Genomic DNA, 26,684 nt, shown 5'->3' on the forward strand with positions numbered 1-26,684 from the left:
CTAGGCCTGGCCTTGGCGGTTGCCTTGTCCACCGCGGCGGCGCCTGCGGCGAGCGGGCTGGTCGCTGGCATTGCGGTTGTGGCTGTTACCATTGTCGCTACGCTGGCCGCCGTTGCGCTGGTTGCCGCCGCCATTACCGCTGTTACCGCCACCGCTGTTTCTGTTGGTGTTGCCACCTCGGCGCTGACCGCCGCCACGGCGATTGCGTCCGTTTTCGATGGGTTCCGGCTTGGCGTTGGGGTCCGGTTCGAAGCCGGGCTCGATGCGCTTCTCGAGGTCACGCTTGATCAGCCGCTCGATGTTCTTCAGCAGGCCATGCTCGTCGACACACACCAGCGATACCGCCTGGCCTTCGTTACCGGCACGGCCGGTGCGGCCAATCCGGTGGACGTAGTCTTCGGCCACATTGGGCAGCTCGAAGTTGACGACGTGGGGCAGTTCATCGATATCCAGCCCACGCGCTGCAATGTCGGTGGCCACGAGCACTTGCAGATCACCCGACTTGAAGGCGCCCAGGGCGCGGGTCCGGGCTGACTGGCTCTTGTTGCCGTGGATCGCCATGGCGGTGATGTTGCGCTTGTCCAGGTGCTCTGCCAGGCGGTTGGCGCCGTGCTTGGTGCGGGTGAACACCAGTACCTGGTACCAGCGATGGCTCTCGATCAAATGGGCAAGCAGCTCGCGCTTGCGCTCACGATCCACCCGGTAGACCGCCTGATCCACCGTCTCGGCGGTGGTGTTGCGGCGGGCGACCTCGATCATCTCGGGGCGGTCCAGCAGCTTGTCCGCCAGCGCCTGGATCTCGCTGGAGAAGGTGGCCGAGAACAGCAGGTTCTGGCGCTTCTCCGGCAGCAGCTTGAGCACGCGGCGAATGTCGTGGATGAAGCCCATGTCGAGCATGCGGTCGGCTTCATCGAGGACCAGGATTTCCACCTGGGACAGGTTGACGTGGCCCTGCTGATGCAGGTCGAGCAGGCGACCCGGTGTCGCCACCAGCACGTCCAGGCCCGGGCGAATGGCGTCGATCTGGGGCTGCTGGCCGACACCGCCGAAGATGACGTGATGGGTCAGTGACAGGTGCTTGCCGTAATCGCGGACGCTTTCCCCGACCTGAGCGGCCAGTTCCCGTGTTGGTGTCAGCACCAGGGCCCGTATCTGGCGCTTGGCGGGGCGGGGGCCTTCGGCCAGGCGCTGGAGCATGGGCAGGGTGAAGCCTGCCGTCTTGCCGGTGCCGGTCTGGGCACTGGCCAGCAGGTCGCCGCCCTTCAGCACCGCGGGGATCGCTTGGCGCTGAATGGGCGTCGGGGTGTCATAGCCCTGTGCCTCGACGGCACGGAGCAATTCGGCACGCAGGCCGAGATCGGAAAAACTCATGCAAACTCCAACACGCACGCACTCGCAGGACGCCAACTGACGGCTGGCGCCGGTCCCGGACAAGGCGTGGGATAAATTCGGCGGGGGACCCCCCGTCACCGTTGCCGGCATGATGCCAGATTTGTTGCGCCAGCGCACCGGCAACCGCCCTTCCAGCGGTCGTCGGTGGTGATGCAGGGGGCGGGTTTCAGGCGCTGACCGTCAGGATGCCTGGCGAACCCGAGCGGCGATGGTGTCGGCAACGCCGTCCCAGGTGCGGCCAAGGGCGCGCACCAGAGCGGCATATCCGTCGCTGTCCAGCGGCTCTCTGGCTTCAAAGCTGTCGCTGTCGATGACCTGGCGTCGGGCATCGCGCAGCAGCCACTGCCCGGAGGTCACCGCGTAGCCATCGTAGTGCCCCTGGAAGCGGTCGATACTGAGCTCCAGGGTCATGGCGCCCTCTGCCGGGCCGCTCGACAACAGCACTCGGCGTCCCGTCAGCCGGTCGGCAAGACGATCACGCAATCCGCGCTCCAGCTGTTGAACCAGGGGGGCGGCCCATTGGTGACTCTTGGCCTGATTGAGGGAGATATCGTCGACCTGCAGGACCACGCCCTCGGCCTCAAGATAATTGGCCAGGCGCGGAGGAGCCACCACCAGTGGCGTGTCGCTGGAGGAGGGGATTCGCGCGTCCTGGCTGCCTGCATCGGCGGGCAGCACGTACTGGGTGACCGGTGTCTCGGCGGTGGCGCAGCCACCCAGCCATAGTGCCAGCAGGGGAACACAGAGGTGTCTGATTGGCCTCATGGAGAACTCCTTTCCGTTGAGGTCAGTGATGTCATCACATTCGCTGGCCCGGGCCGGCATGGCCCGGGCCGCCTGAGTCAGCGCGGTGCCCGCGGAATCGGGTCTTCCGTCTGGATACTGTCGAACAGCAGGGCCCTTGGGTCATCGCTGATCTTGCGCGCCGCTGGCTGCAGGTCGCGAACCAGGCGCTCGACTTCGTTCAGCGTGCGGGTCAGGTCCTGGTAGGCAGTGGACTCCGGTGACAGGCCGCTCAAGGTCTGGCGCAGCTCGTCCAGGGTCTGGTTGATGTTGCCCGGCAGACCCTGGGTCTCCGGGTTATCCAGCAGGCTATTCATGCTCTGTACCAGCGTGCGGGCCTGGGTCAGCATGGCTTCCGACACTTGCAGGTTGCGGTCCAGTCCGGACAGGATCGGCTCGATCTCGAGACGATTGAGCTTGTCGAGCAGCGCCGTGACCTGCGCCTGAATCTGCGCCAGGCCCGCCGAGGCGGTGGGGAATACGGGGCGGTCGGCAAAGCTTTCCGCCACGTACTGGCCACGTAGCTCTTCGTCGATCTTGAGGTCCACGAACAGGGCGCCGGTCAGCAGGCTGCCGCTCTTCAGGGTGGCGCGCATGCCGCGCTCGAACAGACGGTTGAAGCGCTCGCGCCATTCCTCCAGGTCAAGGTCATTGGCACCGATGCCAAGGCGCTGCGGCTCGATTCGGATCAGCACCGGAATGGCCAGGCGCTCACGCCCGGGAGGCTGCTTGGCGGTAAAGTTCCAGGGCACCGCGGCCACGGTGCCGATGCGGACGCCACGGAATTCGACCGGGGCACCACGGGACAGACCGCGGACGGTGTCCTCGTTGAGCAGTACGAACTCCAGGTAGCGGTTGAAGGTACCCTGACGCGCCGCCTCCTCGTCGGCATACAGCTCGAAGGTGGCGTCTTCCTCGGCCTCGGGGCCGGCAGGAATGTCATCCGGCACACCGAAGGTCACGCCGCCGCCGAGCAGGGCCTCAAGGGATTCGACTTTCACCTGGAAGCCTTCGGAACCCAGGCTTACGTCGATGCCGCTGGTGCCCCAGAAGCGGGTGTTCTCGGTGACCAGGGTGTCGTAGGGGCTTTCGATGAAGATGCGGTGATGCATGCTCTGGGTCGAGACATCGAATTCGGCCTTCTCCACGCGACCTACGCTGAAGCCTTGAAAGGTGACGGCGTCGCCCACGCTAAGTGAGTTGCCGACCTGGCTGACCAGGTTCAGGCGCAGCCCCTCGGCGCCTGGCGGCGCGACCGGAGGTTCATCGCTGACGTCGAAGTCCCGGGCATCGACCTCGCTGCGGCCCGGCTCCAGCTGAATATAGGCGCCGGACAGTACCGTCCCAAGACCGCTGATGCCCTCGCGGCCGATACGCGGCTTGACCACCCAGAAGTGGGTGTCCTCGACCAGCATCTGCTCGGCCTGGGGCTCCATCTGGGCGGTGATCTCGACGCCTGACAGGTCTTCGCTGAGGGAGACGGACGTCACCTTGCCGACCTCGACGTTACGGGTCTTGATCAGCGTCTTGCCGGCTTCAATGCCGTCGGCGGTGGGCAGATGCAGCGAAATCTGAGGGCCACGGCTGGCATAGTTGTCATAGACCAGCCAGCCGCCGATCAGCAGTGCCACGAAGGGCACTATCCATACCGGCGACAGGCGTTTCTGCTGGGTCGGTGCGGCACGGTGCATGTCCTGGTCCGGCGGCACTTGATGATCTTCCGGGTGGCGCGAATCGGCGTCACTCATGATGTGCTTCCTTGTTCGTCCTGCGTATGGCGTGTCATCGATGGGGGCGTTTCTTCACCATCCTCGGCGGGGTGGTGGATGGCGTCGGTGGGATGGTGGCTGGCCGGTGTATAGGGGGCATGCGTCTTGCTGTCGCCATCCCAGAGCAGACGTGGATCAAAGCTCATCGCGGCCAGCATCGTCACGATCACGACGCCGCCGAAAGCCAGCGACGCCGGGCCCGGGTCCACTGACATCAAGGCGCCCGCCCTGATCAGTGCGACCAGGATCGACACCACGAACACGTCAACCATCGACCAGCGTCCGATCAGCTCCGTCAGACGATACAGCCGAGCGCGAACCACGGAACGCATATTAGGTGCCCTTGGCGCGACCAGGCACAGCCACACCAGCGCCAGCAGCTTGCCGATGGGCACGATGACGCTGGCCACGAAGATCACCAGGGCGACAGGCCAGGAGCCGTGACTGACCAGGTAGATCACCCCGCCGATGATGGTCTGAGGTTCCGCCGAGCCCAGGCTGGTGGTGTACATGATCGGGTAGACATTGGCCGGAATGTACAGCACCGCTGCGGTCAACAGAAGTGCCCAGGTGGTCTGCAGACTGCGCGGGCGCCTGGCGTGAAGCTTCTCGCCGCAGCGTCGGCAGCGACCGTGGCCGTGCTGATCCAGCCGATTGATCAAACCGCAGGTGTGGCAGCCCGTCAGACCCTGGGAGGCCGCAGTGGCGCCGGTGCGAGTGCCTTCCGGCGCCAGCGGCTCCCCGGTCAGCGAAAACCACAGCCAGTCCTGATCCAGCGACAGGGTGGTGGCCAACAGCAGTACGGCGTAGATGATGAAGGCCCAGAACGACACTCCGAGCGTGATCTCGGCAAGCCCCGCCACCTTGATCAGCGCGACCATGGTGCCGACGATAAAGACGTCGGCCATCAGCCATGGGGCGATGTGAGACAGTCCCCGTGCCAGCATGCGACTGTAAGGCAGCCGACGAGGCAGCGTCAGGCTGAGCTGAAGATAGACGACGGTGATCAGATAGAGAGCGGGCAGCACGATGATCGACATCAGCACCATCATGGCGACGATCGGCTGATGATGCTCGAGCATCTGGGTCGCCGTCTGAGCGACCTCGATCTCATTGCCGACGCCCTTGGCACGAAAGCCGATGAACGGGAAGGCCAGGGCCGCCGCCATGGCCACCAAGGCGCTGATCGCCAGCGCCAGACTGCGCTGTGCGGGGAAGGCATGGCGCTTGACCAGATCATGCCCACAGCGTACACAGTCGGCTTCTTCACCGGGGCTCAGCGGGGGGAGTGCCATCACCCAGTCACACTCGTGGCAGGCGCGCAGACGCCGGCGCGACTTGACGTGTGCCTCGGGTGGAAGATGCTGGGTGACGGATGTCTGGCGCAGCCGATCAATATGGCCGCGAAGGGATGTAGGCACGGTCGTCAATATCCTCCCGTGGGTGGCAGCAGCGAGGCGCTGTGCGGGTACTGGACGTCAGCGCTTTCGTAACAAGCTGATCCTGCGAATTAAAATAGTGTGGCACGTTGACGTGGGTGACACCATAGACAAAGATGCGACCGATATCATGGGCTGAGGAGTTGACATGTTGCTAGCGGTTTCTGCCGTCGTGGGCGGTCTGGTCGTACTGGTGTGGAGCGCAGAGCGCTTCGTCGAGGGGGCGGCAGCCACCGCCAATCGGCTGGGTCTGTCACCTTTGCTGGTCGGTATGCTGGTGATCGGCTTTGGTACGTCTGCCCCTGAATTGACCGTTTCAGCACTGTCTGCCGCCCAGGGGAACCCCGGCCTGGCGCTTGGCAATGCCTACGGCTCCAATATTGCCAATATCGGCCTCATCCTGGGGCTGGTGGCCCTGGTGTCTCCGCTGGCGGTGCACTCCTCGGTGATCCGGCGTGAGTTGCCGGTGCTGGGAGCGGCCACTCTGGTGTCTGCATTGATGATGTGGGGCGGCGTGATCAGCCGGCTGGAAGGAAGCCTGCTGCTACTCGGCTTGCTGCTGTTCATGGTCGTCAGCATCATTCAGAGTCGCCGTGAAGAGGCGGCGGCCAGGGCCGATGCCTTGGCGATGGACACGGTACAGGAACTCGATGCCCATGCCATGTCGCTGGGCAAGGGACTCGCTCTGACGCTTGGTGGCTTGGCGCTGCTGGTTGTCAGCTCGCGCTTGCTGGTGTGGGGCGCCGTCGACATCGCTCAGGGCTTGGGCGTGTCTGACGTGATCATCGGTCTGACGGTGGTGGCGGTGGGCACGTCCTTGCCGGAGCTGGCGTCGTCCATCAGTGCCCTGCGGCGCAAGGAGCATGATCTGGTGCTCGGCAACGTCGTCGGGTCCAACCTGTTCAACACCCTTGGCGTGGTCGGCCTGGCCGCCGTGATTGCGCCCATCGAGGCCGGACGTGAAGTGCTGCTGCGCGACTGGTCGATCATGACCGCCATGACCGTGATGATGGCGGTATTTGCGCTCGGCTGGAAAGGGCGCGCGGGGCGTATCAACCGCTTGGAAGGGGGCGTGCTGGTGGCTGTCTACGCCGTGTATACCGGCTACCTGGTATCGCTGGTGCTGAGCACGACCTCGGGCGCTTGATGCCTGGAGGCGAAGAACAGGCAGGTTGCGCCGTTGTCGTCGTTGACTGACGCGCTAGTAGGCGATTGACGACTGCGGCGTGCGACAATTAGCCATGCGACAGAGGCCGATCTGCATTCTATGCTGGGTGCAGCGCTGGATCGAATGTGCAAACTTTTGCATATTGCGTGCGACGATGGGCCACCAGGGATGTGGTGAGCCCCTCGGCGTCTGATCCAGCTCGGTTCAGCTGGGGTCCGGTCCGCAGTGGTTGGGTGGATGGCGGGACACCAACGCCGATCATCTCTGCCTCGAGGAGTCGCTCATGGAACTGGATCCCGTGCTTCTGTCACGCATACAGTTCGCTTTCGTTGTTTCCTTCCACGCCATCTTCCCCGTGTTCACCATTGGCCTTGCCTCTTATGTCGCGGTGTTGCACGGGCTGTTCTACAAGACAGGCAACCCTGCCTGGGATCGGCTCGCCGCCTTCTGGGTGAAGGTCTTTGCCGTGGTATTCGGCATGGGGGTGGTGTCCGGTATCGTCATGGCATTCCAGTTCGGCACCAACTGGAGCAATTTCAGCCAGGCCACCTCCAACTTCCTGGGGCCCATGCTGAGCTATGAGGTGGTCACGGCGTTCTTCCTCGAGGCAGGCTTCCTCGGCGTGCTGCTGTTCGGCCGAGGCAAGGTGCCTGAAGGCGTTCACTTGTTTGCCGCCATCATGGTCGCGGTAGGCACCTTCATTTCAGCGTTCTGGATTCTCTCGACCAACAGTTGGATGCAGACCCCCGCCGGGGTGGAACTGGTGGATGGCCGCTTTCATGTGACCAGTTGGGCCGAGGCGATGTTCACCGCTTCCTTCCCGTATCGCTTTACCCATATGGCCCTGGCCTCCTTTCTCACGGGCGGCTTCGTGGTGGCTGGTGTCAGCGCCTGGTATCTGCTGATTGGCCGCGATGTAGAGGCCAATCGCAAGGCACTGTCCATGTGCATGTGGTTGCTGCTGGTACTGGCGCCGGTGCAAGCTGTCGTCGGCGATGCCCATGGCCTCAATACCCTGGAACATCAGCCCACCAAGGTGGCGGCCATGGAGGCCAATTGGGAGACCCAGTCCGGCGTGCCTCTGCTGCTGTTCGCCTGGCCGGACAAGGAGGCGCAGGAAAACCACTTCGAGATCGGTATTCCACGGCTTGCCAGCCTCATCCTGACCCACGATCTCGACGGCGAGGTGCCGGGGCTCAAGGCGGTACCCAAGGAAGAACAGCCGCCAGTATGGTTCGTGTTCTGGTCCTTCCGCGCCATGGTGGCGATGGGCATGCTGATGATTGCGGTCGCCTTCGTCGGGCTGTGGCTGCGTCGTGGTGGCCGGCTTTACCGCAGCCGTCCGTTCCTGCAGACGCTGCGCCTGATGAGCGTGGCTCCCTTTATCGCGGTGCTTGGCGGCTGGTTTGTGACAGAGGCCGGGCGCGCGCCATGGTTGGTCTACGGCATGATGACCCAGGCCGAAGCGGTGACGCCATCGCTTAGCGGCTGGATGGTGCTCGCGACCCTTATTGGCTATGTGCTGGTTTACGCGGTGGTGTTCTTGACCGGCGGCTACTACCTGACCCGAGTGGTGCGTCAGGGAATGCTGGCGGAAGAGCCCCATGATGACGAGGTCGAGACGGCCAAGCGCCCGCTGTCCGCCGCCCACGCCACCCTTGAGGCCGATGCCGGCCGCCAGTTCGGGAGCTGATGACATGGAATTGATCAACCTCTCTGCCATCTGGGCCCTGATTATCGGGTTCGGTGTGATGATGTACATCCTGATGGACGGCTTCGATCTGGGGGTGGGCATTCTGTATCCGTTTGCCCCGGACGAACACGCTCGCGATGTGATGATGAACTCGGTGGCGCCCATCTGGGACGGCAACGAGACCTGGCTGGTGCTGGGTGGGGCCGGGCTGCTGGCAGCCTTTCCGCTGGTCTATACCATTCTGCTGCCGGCCCTGTACCTGGGGGTGTTCCTGATGCTCGCCGGCTTGATCTTCCGGGGGATTGCCTTCGAGTTTCGCTTCAAGTCGCGGCGCAACCGTCATTGGTGGAATCGGGCGTTCTGCTGGGGATCGATGGTGGCCACGTTCTGCCAGGGCGTCGTGGTAGGGGCCTATATCGAGGGTTTCGAAGTGGCCAATAACGTCTACGTGGGAGGTCCCTTCGACTGGCTGACGCCGTTCACCGTGATCACTGGTTTGGCGCTGATGGCAGGGTACGCCTTGCTGGGCGCAACCTGGACGATTCTCAAGTCCGAGGGTCACGTCCAAGAATGGGCCTATCGGATTACCCCCAAGCTGCTGCTGCTGGTGCTCGTCGGTTTCGCCATCATCAGCATCTGGACGCCCTTCGTCGACGACTTTGTGCGCGAGCGCTGGTTCGATCATCTGACCCTGTTCTGGATCTTCCCCTTCCTCGCCCTAGTGTGTGCCGGCCTGATCTGGCGCTCCGTGGCCAAGCGCCGTGAGGGGCAGCCGTTCGTGGCGACCATGGGACTGTTCCTGTTTACCTACCTCGGTCTGGTCGCCAGCAAGTGGCCGTATCTGATTCCCCCCGACATCACCCTGTGGGAGGCAGCGTCAGCCCCCGAAAGCCAGCTGTTCCTGCTGCTTGGGGTGCTGTTCGTCATTCCTGTGGTGCTGGGCTACACCGCCTGGTCCTACTGGGTCTTCCGCGGCAAGGTGCGGGGGGCGGGCTATCACTGAGTCCACACACCGCCCTGGCACGCGGGCGCGGCGCTGGCTGGCAGCTCATGTCGGCCAGCACCGGGCCTGGCTTGGAGGAGCGGCGGCCTGTGGCATCCTGACAGGGTTGATCGGTATCGCGCAGTGGCTGGTGCTGGCGCAGGTGTTGGCCATGGCCATTCAGGGTAACGCCTCCATGGACAGACTGTGGCCATGGCTATTGGGGTTGCCCGTGTTGGTGCTGTTGCGAGCGCTCTGCGGTATCGCCCAGGACCTGCTGGCCCAAGCCGCAAGCCAACGCCTGCGTCGCGCAGTGCGCCGCGAGTTGCTGGATCATCTGGCCACGCTTGGCCCCCTGCGGGTAGCCAACCACCATAGTGCAGGCCTGGCCCATCAATGGGTCGAACAGGTCGATGCGCTGGACGGCTACGTGGCGCGCTTCTGGGTTCAGAGCCGCGTGGTGCTGGTAGTGCCGCTGGTGATCCTGGTGGTCGTGGCCTGGACCAACTGGCTGGCCGCGTTGCTGCTGGCGGTGACAGCGCCGTTGATCCCGCTGTTCATGGCGCTGGTGGGCATGGGTGCAGAGGCGCTCAACCGTGATCAGTTCGAGGCGGTCAGTCGACTCTCGGGGCATTTCATCGATCGCGTGCGCGGCATTCAGACCTTGCGTCTGTTCGGGGCTGGTCAGCGTGCCACGGACGACGTTGCCCAGGTGGCTGACGACTATCGTCGGCGCAGCCTGCGCCCGCTGCGCCTGGCGTTTCTGTCATCCGCCGTGCTCGAGTTCTTTTCCTCCGTGGCCATCGCGGCCTTGGCGATCTACATTGGCTTCGGTCTGTTGGGTGATCTGCCGTTGGCGATTGCCGACCAGCTGACCTTGGCCAGTGGCTTGACCATCCTGCTGCTCGCGCCGGACTTCTTTCAGCCGCTGCGTACGCTGTCCCAGTTCTATCATGATCGAGCCTCAGCCTTGGCCGCAGCCCAGGGCCTGACCGCTTTGCTTGATGAGCCTGCGCCGCCGGGCCGTCGCCGCTCCCAGCTAGCGTCTGGCAGGGATATCATGGAGGCATCGGGTCAAGTCACCGAGCCAGGTGTTCTGGTGCGCCTGCGCGGCGCCTGTCTTGACCATCCGGGACGCGGCCGCGCGGTAGGGCCCCTCGACCTGGACCTGCATGAGGGTGAGACGGTGGTGGTCAGTGGTCCTTCTGGTTCCGGCAAGTCGAGCCTGCTGGCGCTGGTGGCCGGCTTTGCCGGGCCTGGTGACGGGACTCGCCATGTGCGCAGCGACTTGTCTCTTGCCTGGATGGACCAGCGTCCTTGGCTATTGCATGGCAGTATCGCCGACAACCTGCGGGTGACCGCTCCCGAAGCGGATGACGAGGCGTTGTGGTCCGCCCTGGGCGATGCCGGTCTGGCCACCTTGATGAACACCCTGGAGCAGGGACTCGCCACGCCCATCGGCGAGCATGGAGTCGGCTTGTCGGGCGGTCAGGCCCAGCGTCTGGCCCTGGCACGGGTATTTTTGAGCGATGCTCGCCTGGTCTTGCTGGATGAGCCCACGGCAAGTCTCGACAGGGATACCGAGGCCATCTTGATCCAGGGCTTCCGGCGCCTGGCAGCAGAAGGCCGTACCTTGCTGGTGGCGACCCATCATCCGCAGCTGCTAGCCCTGGGAGGGCGCCATGTGCAGCTGGCAGCGTACTCGCCAAGTGCCAACACAGAGAGCGTTCTGGTGGAAGGTGCAGAGATAGAGAGTAGACCCTGATAGGGGCATAGAGGCGATTGCCCCGGGGCAGGGTCGCGACAGGTACTCTATAGTAGTCAAAGGTATTACCTGTTGGTTGGGAGGTTTATATGGCATCTGCAACGTCCATCAAGCTGGATGAGGATATGAAGGGGCGCGTTCGCAAGCTTGCCGAAGTCCGGCAACGGTCGCCGCACTGGATCATGCGGGAAGCCATTGCCCAGTATGTTGAGCGCGAAGAGCAGCGTGAGGCCTTGCGGCGCGACACCCTGCAGGCCTGGGCGGAGTTCCAGGAGACGGGCGTACACGCGACTGCCGAAGAGGTTGAGCGGTGGCTGCAGAGCTGGGGAGGGGACGACGAACTTCCCGCTCCTGAATGTCACAAGTGAAGTTTGCCCCGGCAGCGATCCGGGATTTACAGCGTCTTCGTGAGTTTTTGCGCGCAAGGAACCCGGATGCCGCACGTCGCGCTGGTGAAGCCATCCGACAGGGCGTGCAGGTGCTGGGTGCTCACGCCCGACTCGGTCGACTTGTGGATGACCTTCCCGAAGTGTTCCGCGAGTGGCCGATAGACTTTGGTGACAGTGGGTATGTCGTGCGATATCGAATAGATGAAGATGCCGTGACCATTCTGGCGGTCCGACATCAACGTGAGGCGGGGTGTTTGTGAAAGACTGCTGCAGGCAGAGAACCATGAGCTCGCAACCGCCGTCTATGCTGGCCCATTGGCATACGTTGAAGGGCTGGCTGGCCTTGCACGACGAACTGCGCGGTCGGCTGCTGGTCGGCCTGGCGTTGATGGTGCTGACCGCGCTGTCGGCGTTGGGTCTGCTGGCGGTGTCGGGCTGGTTCATCACCGCCAGTGCCCTTACCGGAGTTGCCCTCGCCACGGGTGTCGCGGCCGCGCTGGATGTGTACACCCCGGGAGCAGGGATTCGCCTGTTCGCGGTCAGCCGCACGGTGTCGCGCTACGTCGAGCGACTTTACAACCATGACACTATTTTGCGCCTGCTGGCCAAGCTGCGCGCGCGCTGCTTTGCTGGCCTGGTGGCCATGGATGGCAGGCGTCTCGCCACGGCGCGGGCGAGTGACTGGCTGAACCGTCTGACCGCCGATATCGATACCCTGGACGCCTTGTATCTGCGTCTTCTCGCACCGGCGGGGATGGCGCTGATGCTGTGCTTGGCGGTAGTCGGTCTGGTGGCCATATGGCTGCCTGAGGCAGCGCTGGCGCTGTCGGCGCTGCTGCTGCTGGGATGGTGCTGGCTGACGCTGGGGCAAGCGCGTGCCGGTATGCAGGCCTGCCGCCAGCGTATGGTGGCGCTGGAACGTCTGCGCGGGGCCATGATTGAGAGCGTGACGGGAATGTGCGAACTCGAAGCCTATCGGGCGCTGGATCGTCGCCGTCAGCAGTTGGAAACCCTGGAAGATGACGTGTTGAAGGCACAGTGGCGGCTGAGTGTGGTCACCGCCTGGGGCAATGCCGTATCCGTCATGGTGATGGGAGCGGCCTGGTGGTGGCTGCTCGTCAGTGGCTTGCTGGCGTTTCAGGGCGGACAGTTGTCAGCGCCGGTACTGGTCATGTTGCCGTTGGCAGCGCTGGCTTTGGCAGAAGGGCTGGCAAGCCTGCCGGCGGCATTCAGCCACGCCGGGGCGAGTCTGGTGGCGGCTGAGCGCCTGAATCAGATCGAGTCGACCGCGACACCCCCGGCGGAGGCAGACACCGATGCCCGTCAGACGGCGGCGGATCATGCTACGTCGGGGAGTGGTGGGCCCGCTGGCGTGGTGTTCGACGCCTTGGCGTTTCGCTATCCCGCCGCGCTGGATGATGCGCTGGCACCTGTCAGCGGCCGTGTCGACCCTGGCGAGCGGGTGGCGCTGTGCGGTGCCTCCGGGGCAGGCAAGTCGACGCTGCTGGCGCTGCTGGCGGGTGAGCTGACGGGCTATCGTGGCCGGCTGACCCTGGACGGCACCGACCTCGTCCAGTGGCCACGCAAGGCGCTGGCCCAGCGTGTCGGCTGCTTGACGCAGCGGGTCGAGCTGTTTGATGCCAGCCTTGCGGAAAACCTGCGCATCGGTCGGCCTGATGCCTCCGATGAGGCACTATGGCAGGCGCTGGAGGCGGTCGATCTTGCCGATTGGGCGGAAACTTTGCCGCGCCAACTGGACACTCGGGTGGGTGAGGGCGGGCGCCAGGTGTCTGGGGGACAGGCTCGGCGACTGGGCCTGGCCCAGCTGTGGTTGACCGACCCAGGACTGGTGATCCTGGACGAACCCTTCGCGGCGCTGGATGCTGCCACCGCCTCGAGGGTGGCGGGTGGAATCGAGCCCTGGCTTAGCCAGCGCACCGTACTGATGCTGGTGCACCACCACGACCCTCGCGACCCTGCGCCGGGCATGCAGGCTGTCGGCCGGGTGATCCCCCTGGAGGCAGCATCAGCATGGCGCAAGGCTCGCCAATCCGGCACCATGGACCTCATGTGACCGGCACCACTCCGTGTCCGCGCCACACCGTGCTATAGAACAGGGCCACGACCTCATGAACGACGACTTTCTTACCCGCCTGCCCAAGGCGGAGCTGCATTTACATATCGAAGGCACCCTCGAGCCCGAGCTGATGTTTGCGCTGGCCGAGCGCAATGGCGTGACGCTGCCTTATGCGTCGATCGAGGCCGCCCGCAAGGCCTACGACTTCAGCGATTTGCAGTCCTTTCTCGACCTTTACTACCAGGGCATGAGCGTACTGGTCAGCGCTCAGGACTTTGAAGACCTGGCGATGGATTACTTTCGTCGCGCTGCCGCCGAGGGAGTCGTGCATGTGGAACTGCACGTGGATCCCCAGGCACACCGAGCACGTGGGGTCACCCTTGACCAGGTGATGACGGGGCTGACGGCAGCCTGCGCCAGGGCTCGCACCGAGCTGGACCTGTCCAGCGCCATGATCCTGGCCTTTCTGAGAGATCAGCCCGCAGAAGATGCGATGCAGCTGCTGGAGGATGCTCAGCCATATCTACAACACTTCAGTGCCGTCGGCCTGGATAGCGCCGAGCAGGGCAATCCGCCGAGCAAGTTCCGTGAAGTGTTCGCCAGGGCGAGGGAGCTGGGCCTCGAGCGCGTGGCGCATGCCGGTGAGGAAGGCCCGCCCAGCTATATTCGCGAAGCCCTGGACGAGTTGCAGGTGTGTCGTATCGATCACGGCGTTCGCGCCATCGAGGACATCGAGCTGGTGGAGCGGCTGGCAGATGAAGGGACAGTGTTGACCGTGTGCCCGCTGTCCAACGTTCGCCTGAAGGTGGTCGAGCAGCTTGAGCACCACAGTCTACCGGCGCTGATCGATGCTGGCCTGGTGGTGACGATCAACTCTGATGATCCCGCCTATTTTGGCGGCGGCATGCGCGAGAACTTCGCCGCTTGCCAAAAGGCCTTCGGCTGGTCCGACGAGACACTGACCTGGTTGGCCAGCAACGCCATCGAGGCGGCCTTTATGGACGATGCTCGCCGGGAAGAACTGCGCCAGCGACTGCTGAACCTGTAGTACGACACCACACCCCCGCCGATCCGGCGGGGGTGTGGGCTGACGGTGGCTGATGTTCCTCAGGGCAGCGCCGGTACCGTGACCGTTGGCTGATCACCGGTCAGCGATCCAAGGAAGGCCACCAGTTGGGTGATGGTGGCGTCATCGAGTTCCTTGCCCAACATCTCGCGCCCCATGACCGACACGGCTTCCTCAAGGGTGGCAGCGGAGCCGTCGTGGAAGTAGGGATAGGTCAAGGCCACGTTACGGAGTGACGCCGTTCGGAAGGCCTGGCGGTCCGCCTGATCCGAGGTGACGGCAAAGCGCCCTAGGTCATCGGAGCCAGGCACCTGAATCGGATGAAATCCGCTGTCGCTGAAATTGGGTCCTCGGTGGCAGGCGATGCAGCCTTGGTCCACAAAGGCCATCATGCCTGCCTGTTGCTCGTCCGTCAGTGCCTGATCATCTCCCATGAGGTAGCGGTCGAGCGGCGCGTTGGGGGTGTTCAGGGTACGTTCGAAGCTGGCGATGGCCGCAGCGAGATGATCGGCCGAAAGCGGCTCGTCGCTGTCAGGGAAAGCGTTGCGGAATGGTGCCATGTATCCCGGCAGGGATGACAGTCGCGCCAGTGCGCCATCCAGATCATGGGCCATCTCGACGCTGTTCTGGATGGGACCCAGGGCCTGGCTCTCCAGGTCGGGTTCGCGGCCATCCCAGAACTGCGCGGTCAGGAAACCGGTATTGAGCACCGTCGGGGAGTTTCGGTTGCCGACCTGTCCATCATGGCCCACCGCCGTGGGCAAACGGTCGGTCCAGGCCAGCGCCGGATTGTGGCAGGTGGCGCAGCTGATGTTGCTGCTCTGTGACAGCCTGGGTTCGAAGAACAGCATCTTGCCCAGCGCAATCTTCTCCGCGGTGAGGCTGTTGTTCGAAGGGATCGGCGGAAGGGCGGGTAGCGGACTGAAGTACTTGCGGTAGTCGTCTGCGGTGGTGCCAGCGCTGGATGACTCGGTGGCGGCCTGGGCGTCGGCGGATGAAGCGGCATTGGCCCAGGTCGTCAGCGTCAGCACAAGGGCGCCAACCAGCAGCGACGGGGAGGCGTATCGGGTTGTTGGCATGTTCTCGTCTCGTTACTGCGTCACGGGTAACCGTCGTTGTGTCCCGCAGTGCAGCCGCTGGTCCGGCGGTCACGCTGCGAAAGAACATGGGCGCGAACCGACGGCGGCGCACGAGCCCAACGGGGGAGCAGAGTGTCGAGTCGAACGCGCCCGCCCACGCCTGTTATTTCTAACGTGAAGACCACCGCCACTGGGGCAACGATCGTCCCGAATGGCTGGTAGGGCACGCATCTGTCGAGATTGACTGGCTGTTTGTCGGTAGTGTGAAGAGAGTTGCGACGTTGCGGACCAGCGTCGCTGGCGATAAGCCACGCCATTGAAATGACGCAGGCTTGGGGAGCAAGCGATACGGAAAGGGCTGCAGACGGTGCTGTCGAGCGCTCATGTAAAAGGCGCCCGGTAGATCGGACGCCTAGCTGATCACGTCGTGATATGGCCGACGTGCCGAGGCGTGGTGGGGAAATGAAAGAAAAGGAAAGGCGAGGAGAGGACTGGGTCGCTTGCCGACCCAGCCCCAGTCCCAGCGGCTTAGCCCTGTTCGCTGTTGGCCTGTCGGGCCGCTTCGCGGGCACGCTGTTTGGCCTCACGACGCTCCGCCATTCGGGCGACGGCGTCGGCCCCTAGGTGCGACTCACCGCGCTCCCGCGCCAGCTGCATCTGGCGTTCCCGCTCAGCAAAGCGCGCCTTTTGCTCGTCACTGAGCTTGTCATAGCAGCGCGGGCAACAGACCCCCTGCTGGTAGTGTCCACTCTGCTTGTCATCTTCAGTGATCGGCATGCGGCAGGCGTGGCACTGATCGTAGCGCCCTGGCTTGAGGTCATGGTCGACGGTGACGCGGTCATCGAACACGAAACACTCACCCTGCCACAGGGTCTGCTCCTTGGGCACGTCTTCCAGGTACTTCAGAATGCCGCCCTTGAGGTGGTAGACGTCTTCGAAACCCTGCTCCTTGAGATAAGCGGTGGACTTTTCACAGCGGATGCCGCCGGTGCAGAACATGGCGACCTTCTTGTGGCGTGAAGGGTCCAGCGTCTTTCTGACATAGTCCGGAAAGTCCCGGAAGGCCTCGGTGAAAGGGTTGATAGCGCCCTTGAAGGTGCCTACCTCGATTTCGTAATCATTGCGGGTGTCGATGACCAGCACGTCCGGGTCTTCGATCAGCGCGTTCCAATCCTTCGGTTCGACGTAGGTGCCGACGGTGTGGCGTGGGTCGATACCCTCGACCCCCATGGTGACGATTTCGCGCTTGAGCTTGACCTTGGTGCGCATGAACGGTGCTCGCTCGGTCAGTGACTCCTTGACGTCGAGCTGCGCCAGCCGCGCATCGCTGCGCAACCACGTCAGCAGGGCATCAATACTCTGACGCGGGCCAGCCACGGTGCCATTGATACCTTCGCGGGCCAGCAGCAAGGTGCCGCGAACCTGGTGATCGAGCATGACCTGAAGAAGCGGCTCGCGCAGCGCTTCGAAGTCTTCCAGGGTGACAAACTTGTACAGGGCACACACCACCAGTTTGCCGCTGTCGGCCTGGTAATCCGAAGCGTCAGTGGTAGAAGTGGTGATCCTGGTGGTCGAAGTCGTGCTATCGGTCGTCATGGGGGCCTCGTGCGAACCGGAGCGTAAATCCGGAGCAGGATGGGGGAAAATCGGAGGGGCGGGATTTTACCTCACTTGCCAACGATTTTCTAAGCCATGCCCGGTGGCCGACAGCGGGCTGCCTCGGCCAGGAGCGAAAGTTGATCCTTTTGCATCACCCTCGAGGTCACCCCTGACGTCCGCCTTGATGTCATCCTTGACGCCACTCCTGGCGGCCCCCTGTGGTGGCTGCTGGTGTCACCCCTGGCGGCGATGCTGCAGGCGTCCTCCCGCCCAGGTCTCATAGATGGCGCGATCGTCACCCATCATCATCAGCGTGAACAGCTCTTCGGAAAGACTTCGCGTGCGGCCCATGCGCCTTGCCATCAGCGGTGAGGCCATCGGGTCGATGACCACGAAGTCCGCGTCCTTGCCTGCCGTCAGGCTGCCGATGCGGTCATCCAGCGACAGCGACACTGCATTACCCAGCGTCAGGTCATGGAAGCCAGCCCAGGCGGTCAGTGGCGTGCCACGCAGCTGGCCTACCTGATAGGCCGCCTTGAGGGTGGCGAGGCCCGACAGGTCGGTGCCGGCGCCGATATCGCTGGCCAGGGTCAGCTTGAGGCGCTGTTGCCTGGCGCCGGCACGGTCGAACAGACCGCTGCCGAGAAACAGATTCGAACTGGGGCAGAAGGCGATATTGGCACCACGGTCAGCCAGCCGCTGGCGCATGCCATCGTCCAGGTGAATACCGTGGGCAAAGGTGCTGCGAGGGCCAACCAGGTCAGAAGCTTCGTAGACATGTAGATAGTCTCGGCTGCCGGGGAACAGCTCGGCGACCCAGTCCAGCTCGCCCAGATTCTCGGCCAGATGGGTCTGCAGCCAGAGGCTCGGGTCGTTGCGCAGCAGGCCACCGGCGGCATCCAGTTGGGCCCGCGTGGAGGTCGGCGCAAAACGCGGAGTGACGCTGTAGCCAAGTCGTGCTGTGCCGTGCCAGTCGCTGATCAGCCGTTCGCTGTCGCGGATGCCGCCCAGGCTGTCATCGGTCAGCGCGTCCGGTGCGTGGCGGTCCATCAGCACCTTGCCAGCCAGCATGCAGAGATCCCGGCGCCTGGCGGCGCTGAAGAAGGCGTCGACAGAGCCTGGGTGACTCGAACAGAACACCTGGGCGGTGGTGGTGCCGACCCGCATCAGCTCATCCAGAAAGACGTCGGCGATATGCTCGGCATGCTCGCGCTTGGCGAAGCGACACTCTTCGGGAAAGGTGTACTCATTGAGCCAGTCCAGCAGCTGTCGCCCGTAGGAGGCCATGATCTCGAGCTGGACATAGTGCACGTGGCTATCGATGAAGCCAGGCATCACCAGCTTGTCGCGATGATCAATGAGGGTGGTGTCGGCCGGCAGGCGCGGGGCGATGTGGGCGTACTCTCCGACGGCTTGGATGACGCCGTCGGACCACCATAGTGCGCCATCTTCGATGTAGCTGACGCTGTCTTCGGCGGGTGTGTCGTCATCGCCTGGGTCGGCATTGAAGCTCAGCAGCCGCGCGCGAATGACGTGATGGGCAGATGGCTGTGCCGCAACGTCTGGCTGCCGGGCAGGGCGGATGGACTCGGCGGTATGGCCGAGTGAGGAGTCAGGGGCATCCATCGGAAAACTCTCTTGTCAGTGTCGTCGCCGGCGCGGCCGGAAGGATCAGCGGTGGGCCCCATCCCTGGGGGCGTTGCACGCCCGACAGGGCGTTGGTGGCATCAAGGCATCAGGCGTTTTAGCGTCGCGCTGTCGACACCTCTTGAGGTGTCGTCACGTTTCGTTGTGTCACGTCGAGGGTGGGCCAACGGCAGCAGTTCTGCCAAGGCGGCCAGCGCCACGGCGTGAGGCGTCTTGTTGCCGCCGGAGTCACCGATGGGGCAGCGCACGCGGTCGATGCGTGACGCCGCCACGCCGGCACGCTCGAGTCGACCGCGAAAACTTGCCCACTTGCTGCGTGAACCGATCAGCCCAATTGACGCCAGATCGTCTCTTTCTAACAGTGCTGCGACCAGGGCGTAGTCCTCGCCGTGGTCGTGGGTCAGCACCAGGGCATGGCTGTGTGGCGCCAGGCCCGCGACAGCCTCGCCAGGGTCGTTCAAGCGGTGTTGATGAACGCAAGCATGGGCACCGGTGCCTTCGAAGGCCGCGTCGCGACTGTCGAACCAGTCGATGCGCCATTCAAGCGGCGCCGCCAGTTCGGCGATGGCACGGCCCACGTGTCCCGCGCCGAACAGCGCTAGACGGGTCATGCTGCCAAGGTCGGTCTCCAGCAGCACATTGACGAAACCGCCGCAACACTGGCCGCTGCGTCCGCCCAGGGGAAAGGCTTCCAGGCTCATGCCTGCCTGACCCTGAGCCAGCCGCTCGCGGGCGCTGGCGATCAGTTGCCACTCGAAGGTGCCGCCGCCCAGGGTGTCATACAGGCTGTGCGGGGTGATCACCATCTTGGCGCCCGGCTCCCGCGGTGTGGAGCCAAGGCTGGTGACCTGGGTGGCCAGAACGAAGGGCTGGCCAGCCGCCTTGAGCCTTGCCAGGGCGTGGTACCAGGGCTCCTTGTCCGGTCCGGCGTGGGCGGTCATGGTGATGTGTCTCCTGACGGGGCGCCGGGACTTGCCTGGGCTGTTGTGCTACCGGCGATGTGACGTGCCTGGCGCGCGGCCTGCATGACCCGCTCCGGTGTGGCCGGGGTGTCCAGGCGCACCGCATGGCGGTAGTCGGTCAGGCTCGCCAGGGCGTCGCGCAGTGCACACCACACCGACATGCCAAGCATGAAGGGAGGTTCACCCACCGCCTTGGAGCGGTAGATACTGGCCATGGAATTGGGATGTCCCTCCATCAGCTGTACCTTGAAGGTGGCGGGCAGGTCTCCATAGGCGGGAATCTTGTAGGTAGCAGGGCCGAATGAGGTCAGCTGACCACTGTCATTCCACTTGAGCTCTTCGCTGGTCAGCCAGCCCATGCCCTGGATGAAACCACCTTCCACCTGGCCGAGATCGATGGCCGGGTTCAAGGAGTCGCCTACGTCATGCAGGATGTCGACCCGGTCGACCTGGTATTCCCCGCTCAAGGTGTCGACCGATACCTCGGCCACGGCGGCACCAAAGGCAAAGTAGTAGAAGGGCCGACCCTGTCCACTGTGGCGATCGTAGTGGATCAGCGGCGTCGCGTAGAAGCCTTTCTCTGACAGCGAGACGCGTCCGAGATAGGCGTCCTGAATCAGCGTGCCCCAGGCGATTCGCTGCTCGCTGCCGGCAATGCCCGCGATAAGTTCACCCCGCTCCAGGCGCATTTCCTGGCGGTCGAGCTGGTAGTGCTCAGCGGCGAAGTCAAACAGGCGCTGCTTGAGCTTGTCGGCAGCGTCCCTCGCCGCCTGACCATTGAGGTCGGCACCGCTGGACGCTGCCGTGGGCGAGGTATTGGGGACCTTGTCGGTACGGCTGGCACTGATACGCACGCTGGACAGCTCGAGACCCAGCTCGCGGGCCACCACCTGACAGATCTTGGTGTGCAGGCCCTGGCCCATCTCGATGCCACCGTGATTGATCAGCACACTGCCATCGGTATACACGTGCAGCAGGGCACCCGCCTGATTGAGGTGCTGGGCGGTGAACGAGATGCCGAACTTGACCGGCGTCAGCGCCAGTCCTTTGCGGATCACCGGGCTTCGCGCATTGAAGTCGTCAATGGCGCGGCGCCGGGCCCAGTAGTCGCTGTCCGCCTCCAACCGTTCGACCAGTGTATGCAGCAGTGCGATCTGGTCTACCGTCTGGCCATAGTGTGTGGTGTCGCGGCCCTGGCGATAGAAGTTGCGCTTGCGCACGGTCAGCGGGTCTTCACCGACCTGTCGGGCAATGTCTTCCATGGCGGCCTCGATGACCATCATGCCCTGGGGGCCGCCAAAGCCGCGAAACGCGGTGTTGGACGCAGTATGGGTGCGGGCTCTATGCCCCGTGACTCTGGCCTGTCCCAGTGAGTAGGCATTGTCGGCGTGGAACATCGCACGGTCGACGATGGCGTCAGACAGATCCGGGGAGTAGCCGCAATCGCCGGTAACGCTGATGTCCCCCCCGCTGATCACTCCCGCGGCGTCGATGCCCAGGCGATAGCGGTTATGGAAGGGGTGGCGCTTGCCGGTGACCTTCATGTCATCGCCACGGGGCAGGCGAATACGGCAGCTCTTGCCGGTTCTTCGCGCTACCAGGGCCGCCAGGCATGCCCAGGGAGACGCCTGCGTCTCCTTGCCGCCAAAGCCGCCGCCCATGCGCCGCACCTCGACGGTGACCGCATGGAACGGAATGTTCAGTACTTCCGCGATCAGCTTCTGTGTTTCGCTGGGATGCTGGTTGGAGGTGTGGACCATCACCCCTTCGTCTTCGGTGGGGTGTGCGACGCAGGCCTGTCCCTCTAGATAGAAGTGCTCCTGGCCGCCGATAAATTGCTCGCCCTCTACCACATGGTGGGCGTCGGCCAGCGCCGCTTCCCAGTCACCGCTTTGCTGACGATGGGTGGGGCGCACCAGATCGCCAGCGTCGACCGCAGCCACCGGATCGAGAGACACTGGCAGCTCATCGATCTCTATGCGGGCCTTGGTGACGGCCTGTCGGGCAGCGCGGTGACTGGTGGCAGCCACGCAGAACATGACCTGGCCGGCGTAGAGCACTTCCTGGTCTGCCATAATCGGGTCGCCAGGGAAGACCGGACCAATATCGGTGTGACCCGGCACGTCGGCAACGCTGATGACATCGACCACGCCAGGCGCCCGCCGCACCTCGTCAAGGTGCATGGCGGTGATGCGCCCGTGAGCCTTGGGCGAGAGGCCCACGGCCAGGTGCAGGGCGTCGGAAGGCAATGCCAGATCATCGATGTAAGCGGCTCGCCCAGTGACATGTTTCACGGCGCTCTCGTGACGGGCGGACGAGCCAGAAAAACCGTGGGCAGCGGTGGCATCGGCGTTGTGGCGCTCCGTCGTATCGGACGGAGGTGTCGGCAGATCAGTGAGCGTACGCATGAAGCATCACCTCCGTGGCGAGGGTGTCGGAATGGTCACGAGCATCAGCGGATGACGCACCCGGGGACGTCGCGTCCTGGGCTGCCCCCTGGGCAGAGGATGCGATCACCAGCAGCAGTCGCTCGAGCAGGGCGGCGGCGGCATCTTGACGGTATTCGCTGCTTCCGCGCACGTCGCTCATGGGCGTAAAGTCCTGGGCCAGGGCCTCGCTGACTGCGCCAAGGCTGGCGCTGTCCGCAGGCTTACCCTCAAGGGCGGCTTCGGCGCCCGTGGCCCTGGCGGGGATGGCGGCCATGCCACCAAAGGCCAGGCGAACATCGGCCAGGCGCCCGCCGACCACGCGCCAGGAAAAGGCGCCCAGCACTGCCGAGATGTCATCTTCCCGACGCTTGGACAGCTTCCACACCTTCAACTGCTGATCGCCAGCCAGATGGGGCAGGAAAATGGCTTCCAGCACCTCATCGTCACCCAGGGCGGTATCCCGGTAGCCCAGGAAGAACTCGCTGGCGGCCAGGGTCCGGCTGCCGCCGGCCCCGGTCAGCCGCAGTCGTGCATCCAGCGCCAGCAGTACCGGCGGGGTATCGCCGATGGGCGAGGCGTTGGCGACGTTGCCACCGAGGGTGCCGCGGTTGCGCACCTGGCCAGAACCCAGGCGATGCAGCAGGTGGGCAAAGGCGGGGTAGTGCTCGGCAAAGAGTGGCTCCAGGCGTGAGTAGGTCACCGCAGCGCCAATCCACACGCCGTCGCGACCAAGATCATCGCTAGCGGACTCAATGGTCAGAAGCTCTGCAACGCGAGTCACATCAATGACCTGTGGAAGATCCTTGAGCTGTTGCGTCACCTCGAGCCATAGATCGGTACCGCCCGCGACCAGCCGTGCCTCGGGGAAGCGCTGACGCAGAGCCACCAGGTCAGCCAGGCTGCGGGGCTGGTAGAAGCCGGAGGCGTTCGTTGTCTCAGCACCGCTTGAAGCAACGTTGCGCTCGCTGGGAGTCGCGCCAGGCCCCCCCACGTCGGTGGCAAGGGCGTCGGCCAGGGACAGGTCGTCGAGCCAGGCAGGACGGAAGCCCGGAGTGTCGTGCATGGCCAGGGCGGCATCTCGAATCGGCCGGTATCCGGTGCAGCGACACAGGTTGCCGCCCAGCGCGGCTTCCAGCCGCTGTGGGGTCAGCGGGGCGGGCTGCTGGCGTTGATGCTCGTGCAGGGTGAACAACGACATGACGATGCCCGGCGTGCAAAAGCCGCACTGACTGCCGTGGTGCTCGACCATGGCCGCCTGGCAGGGATGGAGCTCGTCGCCATGGGAGATTCCTTCGACGGTCACCAGGTGACGACCGGACAGCTGATGGGCCGGCATGATGCAGGCGTTGGCACTGTGATAGTGCAGGCGGCCGTCGGCACCCACTTCACCGATGGCGACGGTACAGGCACCGCAGTCTCCGGAGGCACAGCCTTCCTTGGTGCCCGTCTGGTTCAGCCGTTCGCGCAGCAGATCAAGGACGCTGAGATGGGGCTCGGCATCCACGTGCTGCATCCGGCCATTGTGGTAGAAACTGATCATGGCTAGAGGTCCCGCTTTGGCGTTGTCATTATCGTTGGACAGTAGGGCGCACGAGGCGTCCTGTCGTGGGGCTTGCGATCTTCGGTCGATGTCGCCTTGGTATTGCTAGCGTCGGTCTGTTTAGCTCAGGTCTGTTTAGCCCTGGTCTGCTGAGCTCAGGCTTGTTTAGCTCGGGTCTGTTTGGCGCGGGTCTGTCAGGCGTCTGCCTATCTGGCTTCGGGCCATCACTTCTTGATGTATCACTCTCCGATGCATCACATTTTGGTGTATCAAGCTTTGACTCTGCTTTCCTAGACCCTGCTTTCGTGGAGCGGGGTCCCTTGCGCCCCTATGTAAAGAAAATGGTGTATAGGGAAATGGTGCAAAGGAGATGGCTGAGCCGGGTCTTGTCAGCAGCAATGTTGTTATTCTTGACCAATCGGTCAGCTTCTTCAAGGTGAAGGAGTGAAATTTGCTTAGGACTGCCGTTTGGCGTTAGTTCGACAACGACATGACAGGGCAGCCACGCCCCGCCCACAGACCTGTGTCGAATTGCCAGTCCCTGACCCTTCAGGCACTCTTTTACGGCGCGTTGTCCTGATCAGGCGTGACGTGGGTTCACACCAAGGGCGGCGGTTTGTCAACGACCGGGATGAGCATGGGATCACAGCTGGATGATGCAGCGCTCGACAGGGCGCTCGACACCGAAGGCGGCGCCATACGCCAGCGCAACGAGCGCGAGATACTCGACGCAGCCGAGCGGGTGTTTTCTCGCCACGGCTACCGGGGTGCCAGTCTCAAGCTGATCGCGGAAGAGGCGGGGCTTCCAAAGTCCAATATCCTTTATTACATGGGCAGCAAGAAGGCACTCTACGTGCGTCTGCTGGAAGGCGTGATGGAGCGCTGGAACACCATGCTCGACGATATTTCTGTCGAGGACGATCCCGCCGAGGTACTCAGCGCCTTTATTCGCTCCAAGATGGAGATGTCTCGCCGTTATCCCGAGGCCTCGCGGCTGTTTGCCGGTGAGATCCTGCAAGGCGCTCCCTTTCTGCAGGACTTCCTGCGTGGCGAGCTGCGTGACTGGGTCGAGGGCCGGGCCGAGGTGTTCCGTCAGTGGGCCGAGCGCGGCCTGATGGACCCCGTGGACCCGGTGTCGCTGATCTTCCTGATCTGGTCGGCGACGCAGCACTACGCGGACTTCGAAGCTCAGGTGGCCGGTATCACCGGCCATGAGCACTTCACCAACGACGACATGCAGCGCGTTACCGACTTTCTCGTCCAGGTCGTTCTGAAAGGATGTGGAGTGGTGTCGGCACCCACAGGGCACTGAATGGCTGCGTGCCCTGGGACGCCGGCATGGTGACTCGCGATGGTTACTGCGCGGTGGCCAGCATGATCGCCGACAGTACCGCTGATACCCACATCGCGGGCTTGATCTGATCGGCCTTGCCGGTGGCCAGCTTGATCAGAACGAAGCTCATGAAGCCGAACGCAATCCCGAGCGTGATGGAGTAGGTCAGCGGCATCAGAATGATGGCCAGAAAGGCAGGAAAAGCGTCCTCGAAGCGACTCCAGTCGATCTTGCCGATAGGGGCCATCATGAACAGGCCGACCAGGACCAGGGCTGGCGACGTGGCGATGCCCGGAACCAGAGAGAGCAGCGGCGACAGGAACAGGAAGGGCAGAAACAGCGCCGCAATGACCAGCGCCACCAGCCCGGTACGTCCTCCCTGGGCGACGCCAGCGCCTGACTCGATAAAGGTCTGGGCTGCGCTGGTGCCCAGTGGCGCCGCGATCATCGAGGCAAACGCATCGACGGTCATCGAACGTTTGAGGTTACGAGGATTGCCGTTGGCATCCTTGAGGCCCGCCGATTCCGACAGCGCCATGAAGCAGGACAGGGCGTCGAAGAAGTTGGTGAACAGCATCACGAAGATAAACGGCAGATAGGCGACCTTGAGAGCGCCGAGCACATCGACCTTGCCCAGGGCAGAGAAGTCCGGCCATGCCGCCAGTCCTTGCCACACCACCACGACCTCGTCTCCCCACAGGCGGCCCAGGGGCAGCGCCAGCAACGTGGTGGCCGCGATGCCAAGAATCAAGGCGCCGTTGAAGCCCCGGATGACCAGCACCGCAGTGATGATCAGGCCCGCGAGGAAGGTGACCAGCAGCGCATCCAGGTGTCCCAGGCTCACGAGTGTGGCCGGACTGGCCACGATGAAGCCGGCATTCTTGAAACCAATGAAGGTAATGAACAGGCCGATGCCACAGGTGATGGCGTAGCGCAGTGACGCCGGAATGGCGTCGATGATGGCCTCGCGGACGTTGAACATGGCCAGTACTGCGAACATCACGCCGGACCAGAAGACGCAGCCAAGTGCCACCTCCCAGGACAAGCCGGCTCCCAGTACCAGGGTGTAGGTGAACAGCGCATTCATGCCCATACCCGGTGCGACCAGAATCGGGTTACGGGCGTACAGCGCCATCGCCAGGCTGCTGAGACTGCTGATGACCACGGTGGCTGACAGGGCAGCGGAAAAGGGGATGCCCGCGTCTGACAGTACCGCCGGGTTGACCACGATGATGTACATCCCGGCCAGGAAGGTGGCAATACCGGCCAGAATCTCGGTTTTAACCGAACTACCGCGTCGGGTCACGTTGAAGAATCGGTCGAGCAACGCCCCCAGACCGCTGGAGTCGGAAGGGCAGGATCTTTCGCGGTCTGTCGTCTGGGATTCTGCGGTTGATGGTTCTGCGGGCGATGAACCGGGATCACTCATGGCGGGGTCCTCTTGTCGTTGTCATGGCCATGGGGTGTAAATCTGACCGTTCGGTCAGGCGATAAGCGTAGACAAAGATGCGCCATCATGGCAACAAACGCCGGGCAATAATGTATACAAAACCCTTGCCGCAGAGTGCTGCA

20 protein-coding genes are annotated in these 26,684 nt (G+C 63.7%); 9 read left to right on the top strand and 11 right to left on the bottom strand.

Features of this window, described 5'->3' with window-relative positions; all coding sequences use genetic code 11:
* The 4 genes from KUV72_RS18675 to KUV72_RS18690 all read right to left on the bottom strand — a co-directional run bounded on the left by KUV72_RS18675 (window position 1) and on the right by KUV72_RS18690 (window position 5,365).
* Window positions 1-1,371 (bottom strand): DEAD/DEAH box helicase, encoded by a 1,371-nt coding sequence (locus tag KUV72_RS18675; protein ID WP_222239374.1) that lies wholly within the window; start codon window positions 1,369-1,371, stop codon window positions 1-3.
* 201 nt (window positions 1,372-1,572) lie between these two features.
* Window positions 1,573-2,157 carry a membrane integrity-associated transporter subunit PqiC gene (locus KUV72_RS18680; RefSeq protein ID WP_206938266.1) on the bottom strand — a complete coding sequence of 195 codons (585 nt, stop codon included), beginning with the start codon at window positions 2,155-2,157 and terminating at the stop codon, window positions 1,573-1,575.
* Window positions 2,158-2,234: 77 nt separating this feature from the next.
* Complete coding sequence (gene pqiB / locus KUV72_RS18685) at window positions 2,235-3,923, bottom strand: intermembrane transport protein PqiB (protein ID WP_222239375.1); 1,689 nt, start codon at window positions 3,921-3,923, stop codon at window positions 2,235-2,237.
* The gene (locus KUV72_RS18690) at window positions 3,920-5,365 is read right to left on the bottom strand and encodes a paraquat-inducible protein A (RefSeq protein WP_315857946.1); all 1,446 of its coding nucleotides are present in this window, start codon (window positions 5,363-5,365) and stop codon (window positions 3,920-3,922) included. Before KUV72_RS18690 ends, pqiB begins: the two co-directional genes overlap by 4 nt.
* Before the next feature lie 166 nt (window positions 5,366-5,531).
* On the opposite strand from KUV72_RS18690, the gene KUV72_RS18695 reads away from it, so the two are divergent.
* From KUV72_RS18695 to KUV72_RS18730, 8 genes are all read left to right on the top strand, one after another.
* Window positions 5,532-6,530 carry a calcium/sodium antiporter gene (locus KUV72_RS18695; protein ID WP_222163184.1) on the top strand — a complete coding sequence of 333 codons (999 nt, stop codon included), beginning with the start codon at window positions 5,532-5,534 and terminating at the stop codon, window positions 6,528-6,530.
* Between the two features lie 304 nt (window positions 6,531-6,834).
* Window positions 6,835-8,244 (top strand): cytochrome ubiquinol oxidase subunit I, encoded by a 1,410-nt coding sequence (locus KUV72_RS18700; RefSeq protein ID WP_222163185.1) that lies wholly within the window; start codon window positions 6,835-6,837, stop codon window positions 8,242-8,244.
* Window positions 8,245-8,248: 4 nt separating this feature from the next.
* Complete coding sequence (gene cydB / locus KUV72_RS18705; RefSeq protein ID WP_222239376.1) at window positions 8,249-9,247, top strand: cytochrome d ubiquinol oxidase subunit II; 999 nt, start codon at window positions 8,249-8,251, stop codon at window positions 9,245-9,247.
* Between the two features lie 37 nt (window positions 9,248-9,284).
* Window positions 9,285-10,991 carry a thiol reductant ABC exporter subunit CydD gene (gene cydD / locus KUV72_RS18710; protein WP_261317577.1) on the top strand — a complete coding sequence of 569 codons (1,707 nt, stop codon included), beginning with the start codon at window positions 9,285-9,287 and terminating at the stop codon, window positions 10,989-10,991.
* An 89-nt stretch (window positions 10,992-11,080) separates the two neighbouring features.
* Window positions 11,081-11,359 carry a CopG family ribbon-helix-helix protein gene (locus KUV72_RS18715; RefSeq protein ID WP_222239377.1) on the top strand — a complete coding sequence of 93 codons (279 nt, stop codon included), beginning with the start codon at window positions 11,081-11,083 and terminating at the stop codon, window positions 11,357-11,359.
* Window positions 11,347-11,640, top strand: a complete 294-nt coding sequence (locus tag KUV72_RS18720; RefSeq protein ID WP_222239378.1) for a type II toxin-antitoxin system RelE/ParE family toxin — start codon at window positions 11,347-11,349, stop codon at window positions 11,638-11,640. The genes KUV72_RS18715 and KUV72_RS18720 overlap by 13 nt, the downstream gene beginning before the upstream one ends.
* A gap of 23 nt (window positions 11,641-11,663) precedes the next feature.
* The gene (gene cydC / locus KUV72_RS18725; RefSeq protein ID WP_222239379.1) at window positions 11,664-13,454 is read left to right on the top strand and encodes a thiol reductant ABC exporter subunit CydC; all 1,791 of its coding nucleotides are present in this window, start codon (window positions 11,664-11,666) and stop codon (window positions 13,452-13,454) included.
* A gap of 55 nt (window positions 13,455-13,509) precedes the next feature.
* A complete protein-coding gene (locus tag KUV72_RS18730) occupies window positions 13,510-14,505 on the top strand; it encodes an adenosine deaminase (protein WP_222239380.1) in 996 nt (331 codons plus the stop codon).
* Between the two features lie 59 nt (window positions 14,506-14,564).
* On the opposite strand, the gene KUV72_RS18735 is transcribed toward KUV72_RS18730, so the two are convergent.
* From KUV72_RS18735 to xdhA, 6 genes are all read right to left on the bottom strand, one after another.
* Window positions 14,565-15,602, bottom strand: coding sequence for a cytochrome-c peroxidase (locus tag KUV72_RS18735; RefSeq protein WP_222239381.1), 1,038 nt, complete (start codon window positions 15,600-15,602; stop codon window positions 14,565-14,567).
* A 528-nt stretch (window positions 15,603-16,130) separates the two neighbouring features.
* A complete protein-coding gene (locus KUV72_RS18740; protein ID WP_222239382.1) occupies window positions 16,131-17,198 on the bottom strand; it encodes a rhodanese-related sulfurtransferase in 1,068 nt (355 codons plus the stop codon).
* Window positions 17,199-17,435: 237 nt separating this feature from the next.
* Complete coding sequence (gene guaD, locus KUV72_RS18745; protein WP_222239383.1) at window positions 17,436-18,827, bottom strand: guanine deaminase; 1,392 nt, start codon at window positions 18,825-18,827, stop codon at window positions 17,436-17,438.
* A gap of 101 nt (window positions 18,828-18,928) precedes the next feature.
* Window positions 18,929-19,789 carry a xanthine dehydrogenase accessory protein XdhC gene (gene xdhC / locus KUV72_RS18750; RefSeq protein ID WP_222239384.1) on the bottom strand — a complete coding sequence of 287 codons (861 nt, stop codon included), beginning with the start codon at window positions 19,787-19,789 and terminating at the stop codon, window positions 18,929-18,931.
* Window positions 19,786-22,218 (bottom strand): xanthine dehydrogenase molybdopterin binding subunit, encoded by a 2,433-nt coding sequence (gene xdhB, locus KUV72_RS18755; protein WP_222239385.1) that lies wholly within the window; start codon window positions 22,216-22,218, stop codon window positions 19,786-19,788. Before xdhB ends, xdhC begins: the two co-directional genes overlap by 4 nt.
* Window positions 22,202-23,779, bottom strand: a complete 1,578-nt coding sequence (gene xdhA, locus KUV72_RS18760) for a xanthine dehydrogenase small subunit (RefSeq protein WP_222239386.1) — start codon at window positions 23,777-23,779, stop codon at window positions 22,202-22,204. The genes xdhB and xdhA overlap by 17 nt, the downstream gene beginning before the upstream one ends.
* A 637-nt stretch (window positions 23,780-24,416) precedes the next feature.
* On the opposite strand from xdhA, the gene KUV72_RS18765 reads away from it, so the two are divergent.
* A complete protein-coding gene (locus tag KUV72_RS18765; protein ID WP_222239387.1) occupies window positions 24,417-25,091 on the top strand; it encodes a TetR/AcrR family transcriptional regulator in 675 nt (224 codons plus the stop codon).
* Window positions 25,092-25,134: 43 nt separating this feature from the next.
* On the opposite strand, the gene KUV72_RS18770 is transcribed toward KUV72_RS18765, so the two are convergent.
* Complete coding sequence (locus tag KUV72_RS18770; protein ID WP_222239388.1) at window positions 25,135-26,541, bottom strand: NCS2 family permease; 1,407 nt, start codon at window positions 26,539-26,541, stop codon at window positions 25,135-25,137.
* Between the last annotated feature and the right edge of the window lie 143 nt (window positions 26,542-26,684).

Source organism: Halomonas sp. DP4Y7-1 (assembly GCF_019800705.1).
Lineage (GTDB): Bacteria > Pseudomonadota > Gammaproteobacteria > Pseudomonadales > Halomonadaceae > Halomonas > Halomonas litopenaei_A.

Bases quoted from the DNA above. Each gene is read 5' to 3' on its own strand.
- KUV72_RS18675 (WP_222239374.1), bottom strand. From the start codon at position 1,371: ATGAGTTTTTCCGATCTCGGCCTGCGTGCCGAATTGCTCCGTGCCGTC.
- KUV72_RS18680 (WP_206938266.1), bottom strand. From the start codon at position 2,157: ATGAGGCCAATCAGACACCTCTGTGTTCCCCTGCTGGCACTATGGCTG.
- pqiB (WP_222239375.1), bottom strand. From the start codon at position 3,923: ATGAGTGACGCCGATTCGCGCCACCCGGAAGATCATCAAGTGCCGCCG.
- KUV72_RS18695 (WP_222163184.1), top strand. From the start codon at position 5,532: ATGTTGCTAGCGGTTTCTGCCGTCGTGGGCGGTCTGGTCGTACTGGTG.
- KUV72_RS18700 (WP_222163185.1), top strand. From the start codon at position 6,835: ATGGAACTGGATCCCGTGCTTCTGTCACGCATACAGTTCGCTTTCGTT.
- cydB (WP_222239376.1), top strand. From the start codon at position 8,249: ATGGAATTGATCAACCTCTCTGCCATCTGGGCCCTGATTATCGGGTTC.
- KUV72_RS18715 (WP_222239377.1), top strand. From the start codon at position 11,081: ATGGCATCTGCAACGTCCATCAAGCTGGATGAGGATATGAAGGGGCGC.
- KUV72_RS18720 (WP_222239378.1), top strand. From the start codon at position 11,347: ATGTCACAAGTGAAGTTTGCCCCGGCAGCGATCCGGGATTTACAGCGT.
- cydC (WP_222239379.1), top strand. From the start codon at position 11,664: ATGAGCTCGCAACCGCCGTCTATGCTGGCCCATTGGCATACGTTGAAG.
- KUV72_RS18730 (WP_222239380.1), top strand. From the start codon at position 13,510: ATGAACGACGACTTTCTTACCCGCCTGCCCAAGGCGGAGCTGCATTTA.
- KUV72_RS18735 (WP_222239381.1), bottom strand. From the start codon at position 15,602: ATGCCAACAACCCGATACGCCTCCCCGTCGCTGCTGGTTGGCGCCCTT.
- KUV72_RS18740 (WP_222239382.1), bottom strand. From the start codon at position 17,198: ATGACGACCGATAGCACGACTTCGACCACCAGGATCACCACTTCTACC.
- guaD (WP_222239383.1), bottom strand. From the start codon at position 18,827: ATGGATGCCCCTGACTCCTCACTCGGCCATACCGCCGAGTCCATCCGC.
- xdhC (WP_222239384.1), bottom strand. From the start codon at position 19,789: ATGACCGCCCACGCCGGACCGGACAAGGAGCCCTGGTACCACGCCCTG.
- xdhB (WP_222239385.1), bottom strand. From the start codon at position 22,218: ATGCGTACGCTCACTGATCTGCCGACACCTCCGTCCGATACGACGGAG.
- xdhA (WP_222239386.1), bottom strand. From the start codon at position 23,779: ATGATCAGTTTCTACCACAATGGCCGGATGCAGCACGTGGATGCCGAG.
- KUV72_RS18765 (WP_222239387.1), top strand. From the start codon at position 24,417: ATGGGATCACAGCTGGATGATGCAGCGCTCGACAGGGCGCTCGACACC.
- KUV72_RS18770 (WP_222239388.1), bottom strand. From the start codon at position 26,541: ATGAGTGATCCCGGTTCATCGCCCGCAGAACCATCAACCGCAGAATCC.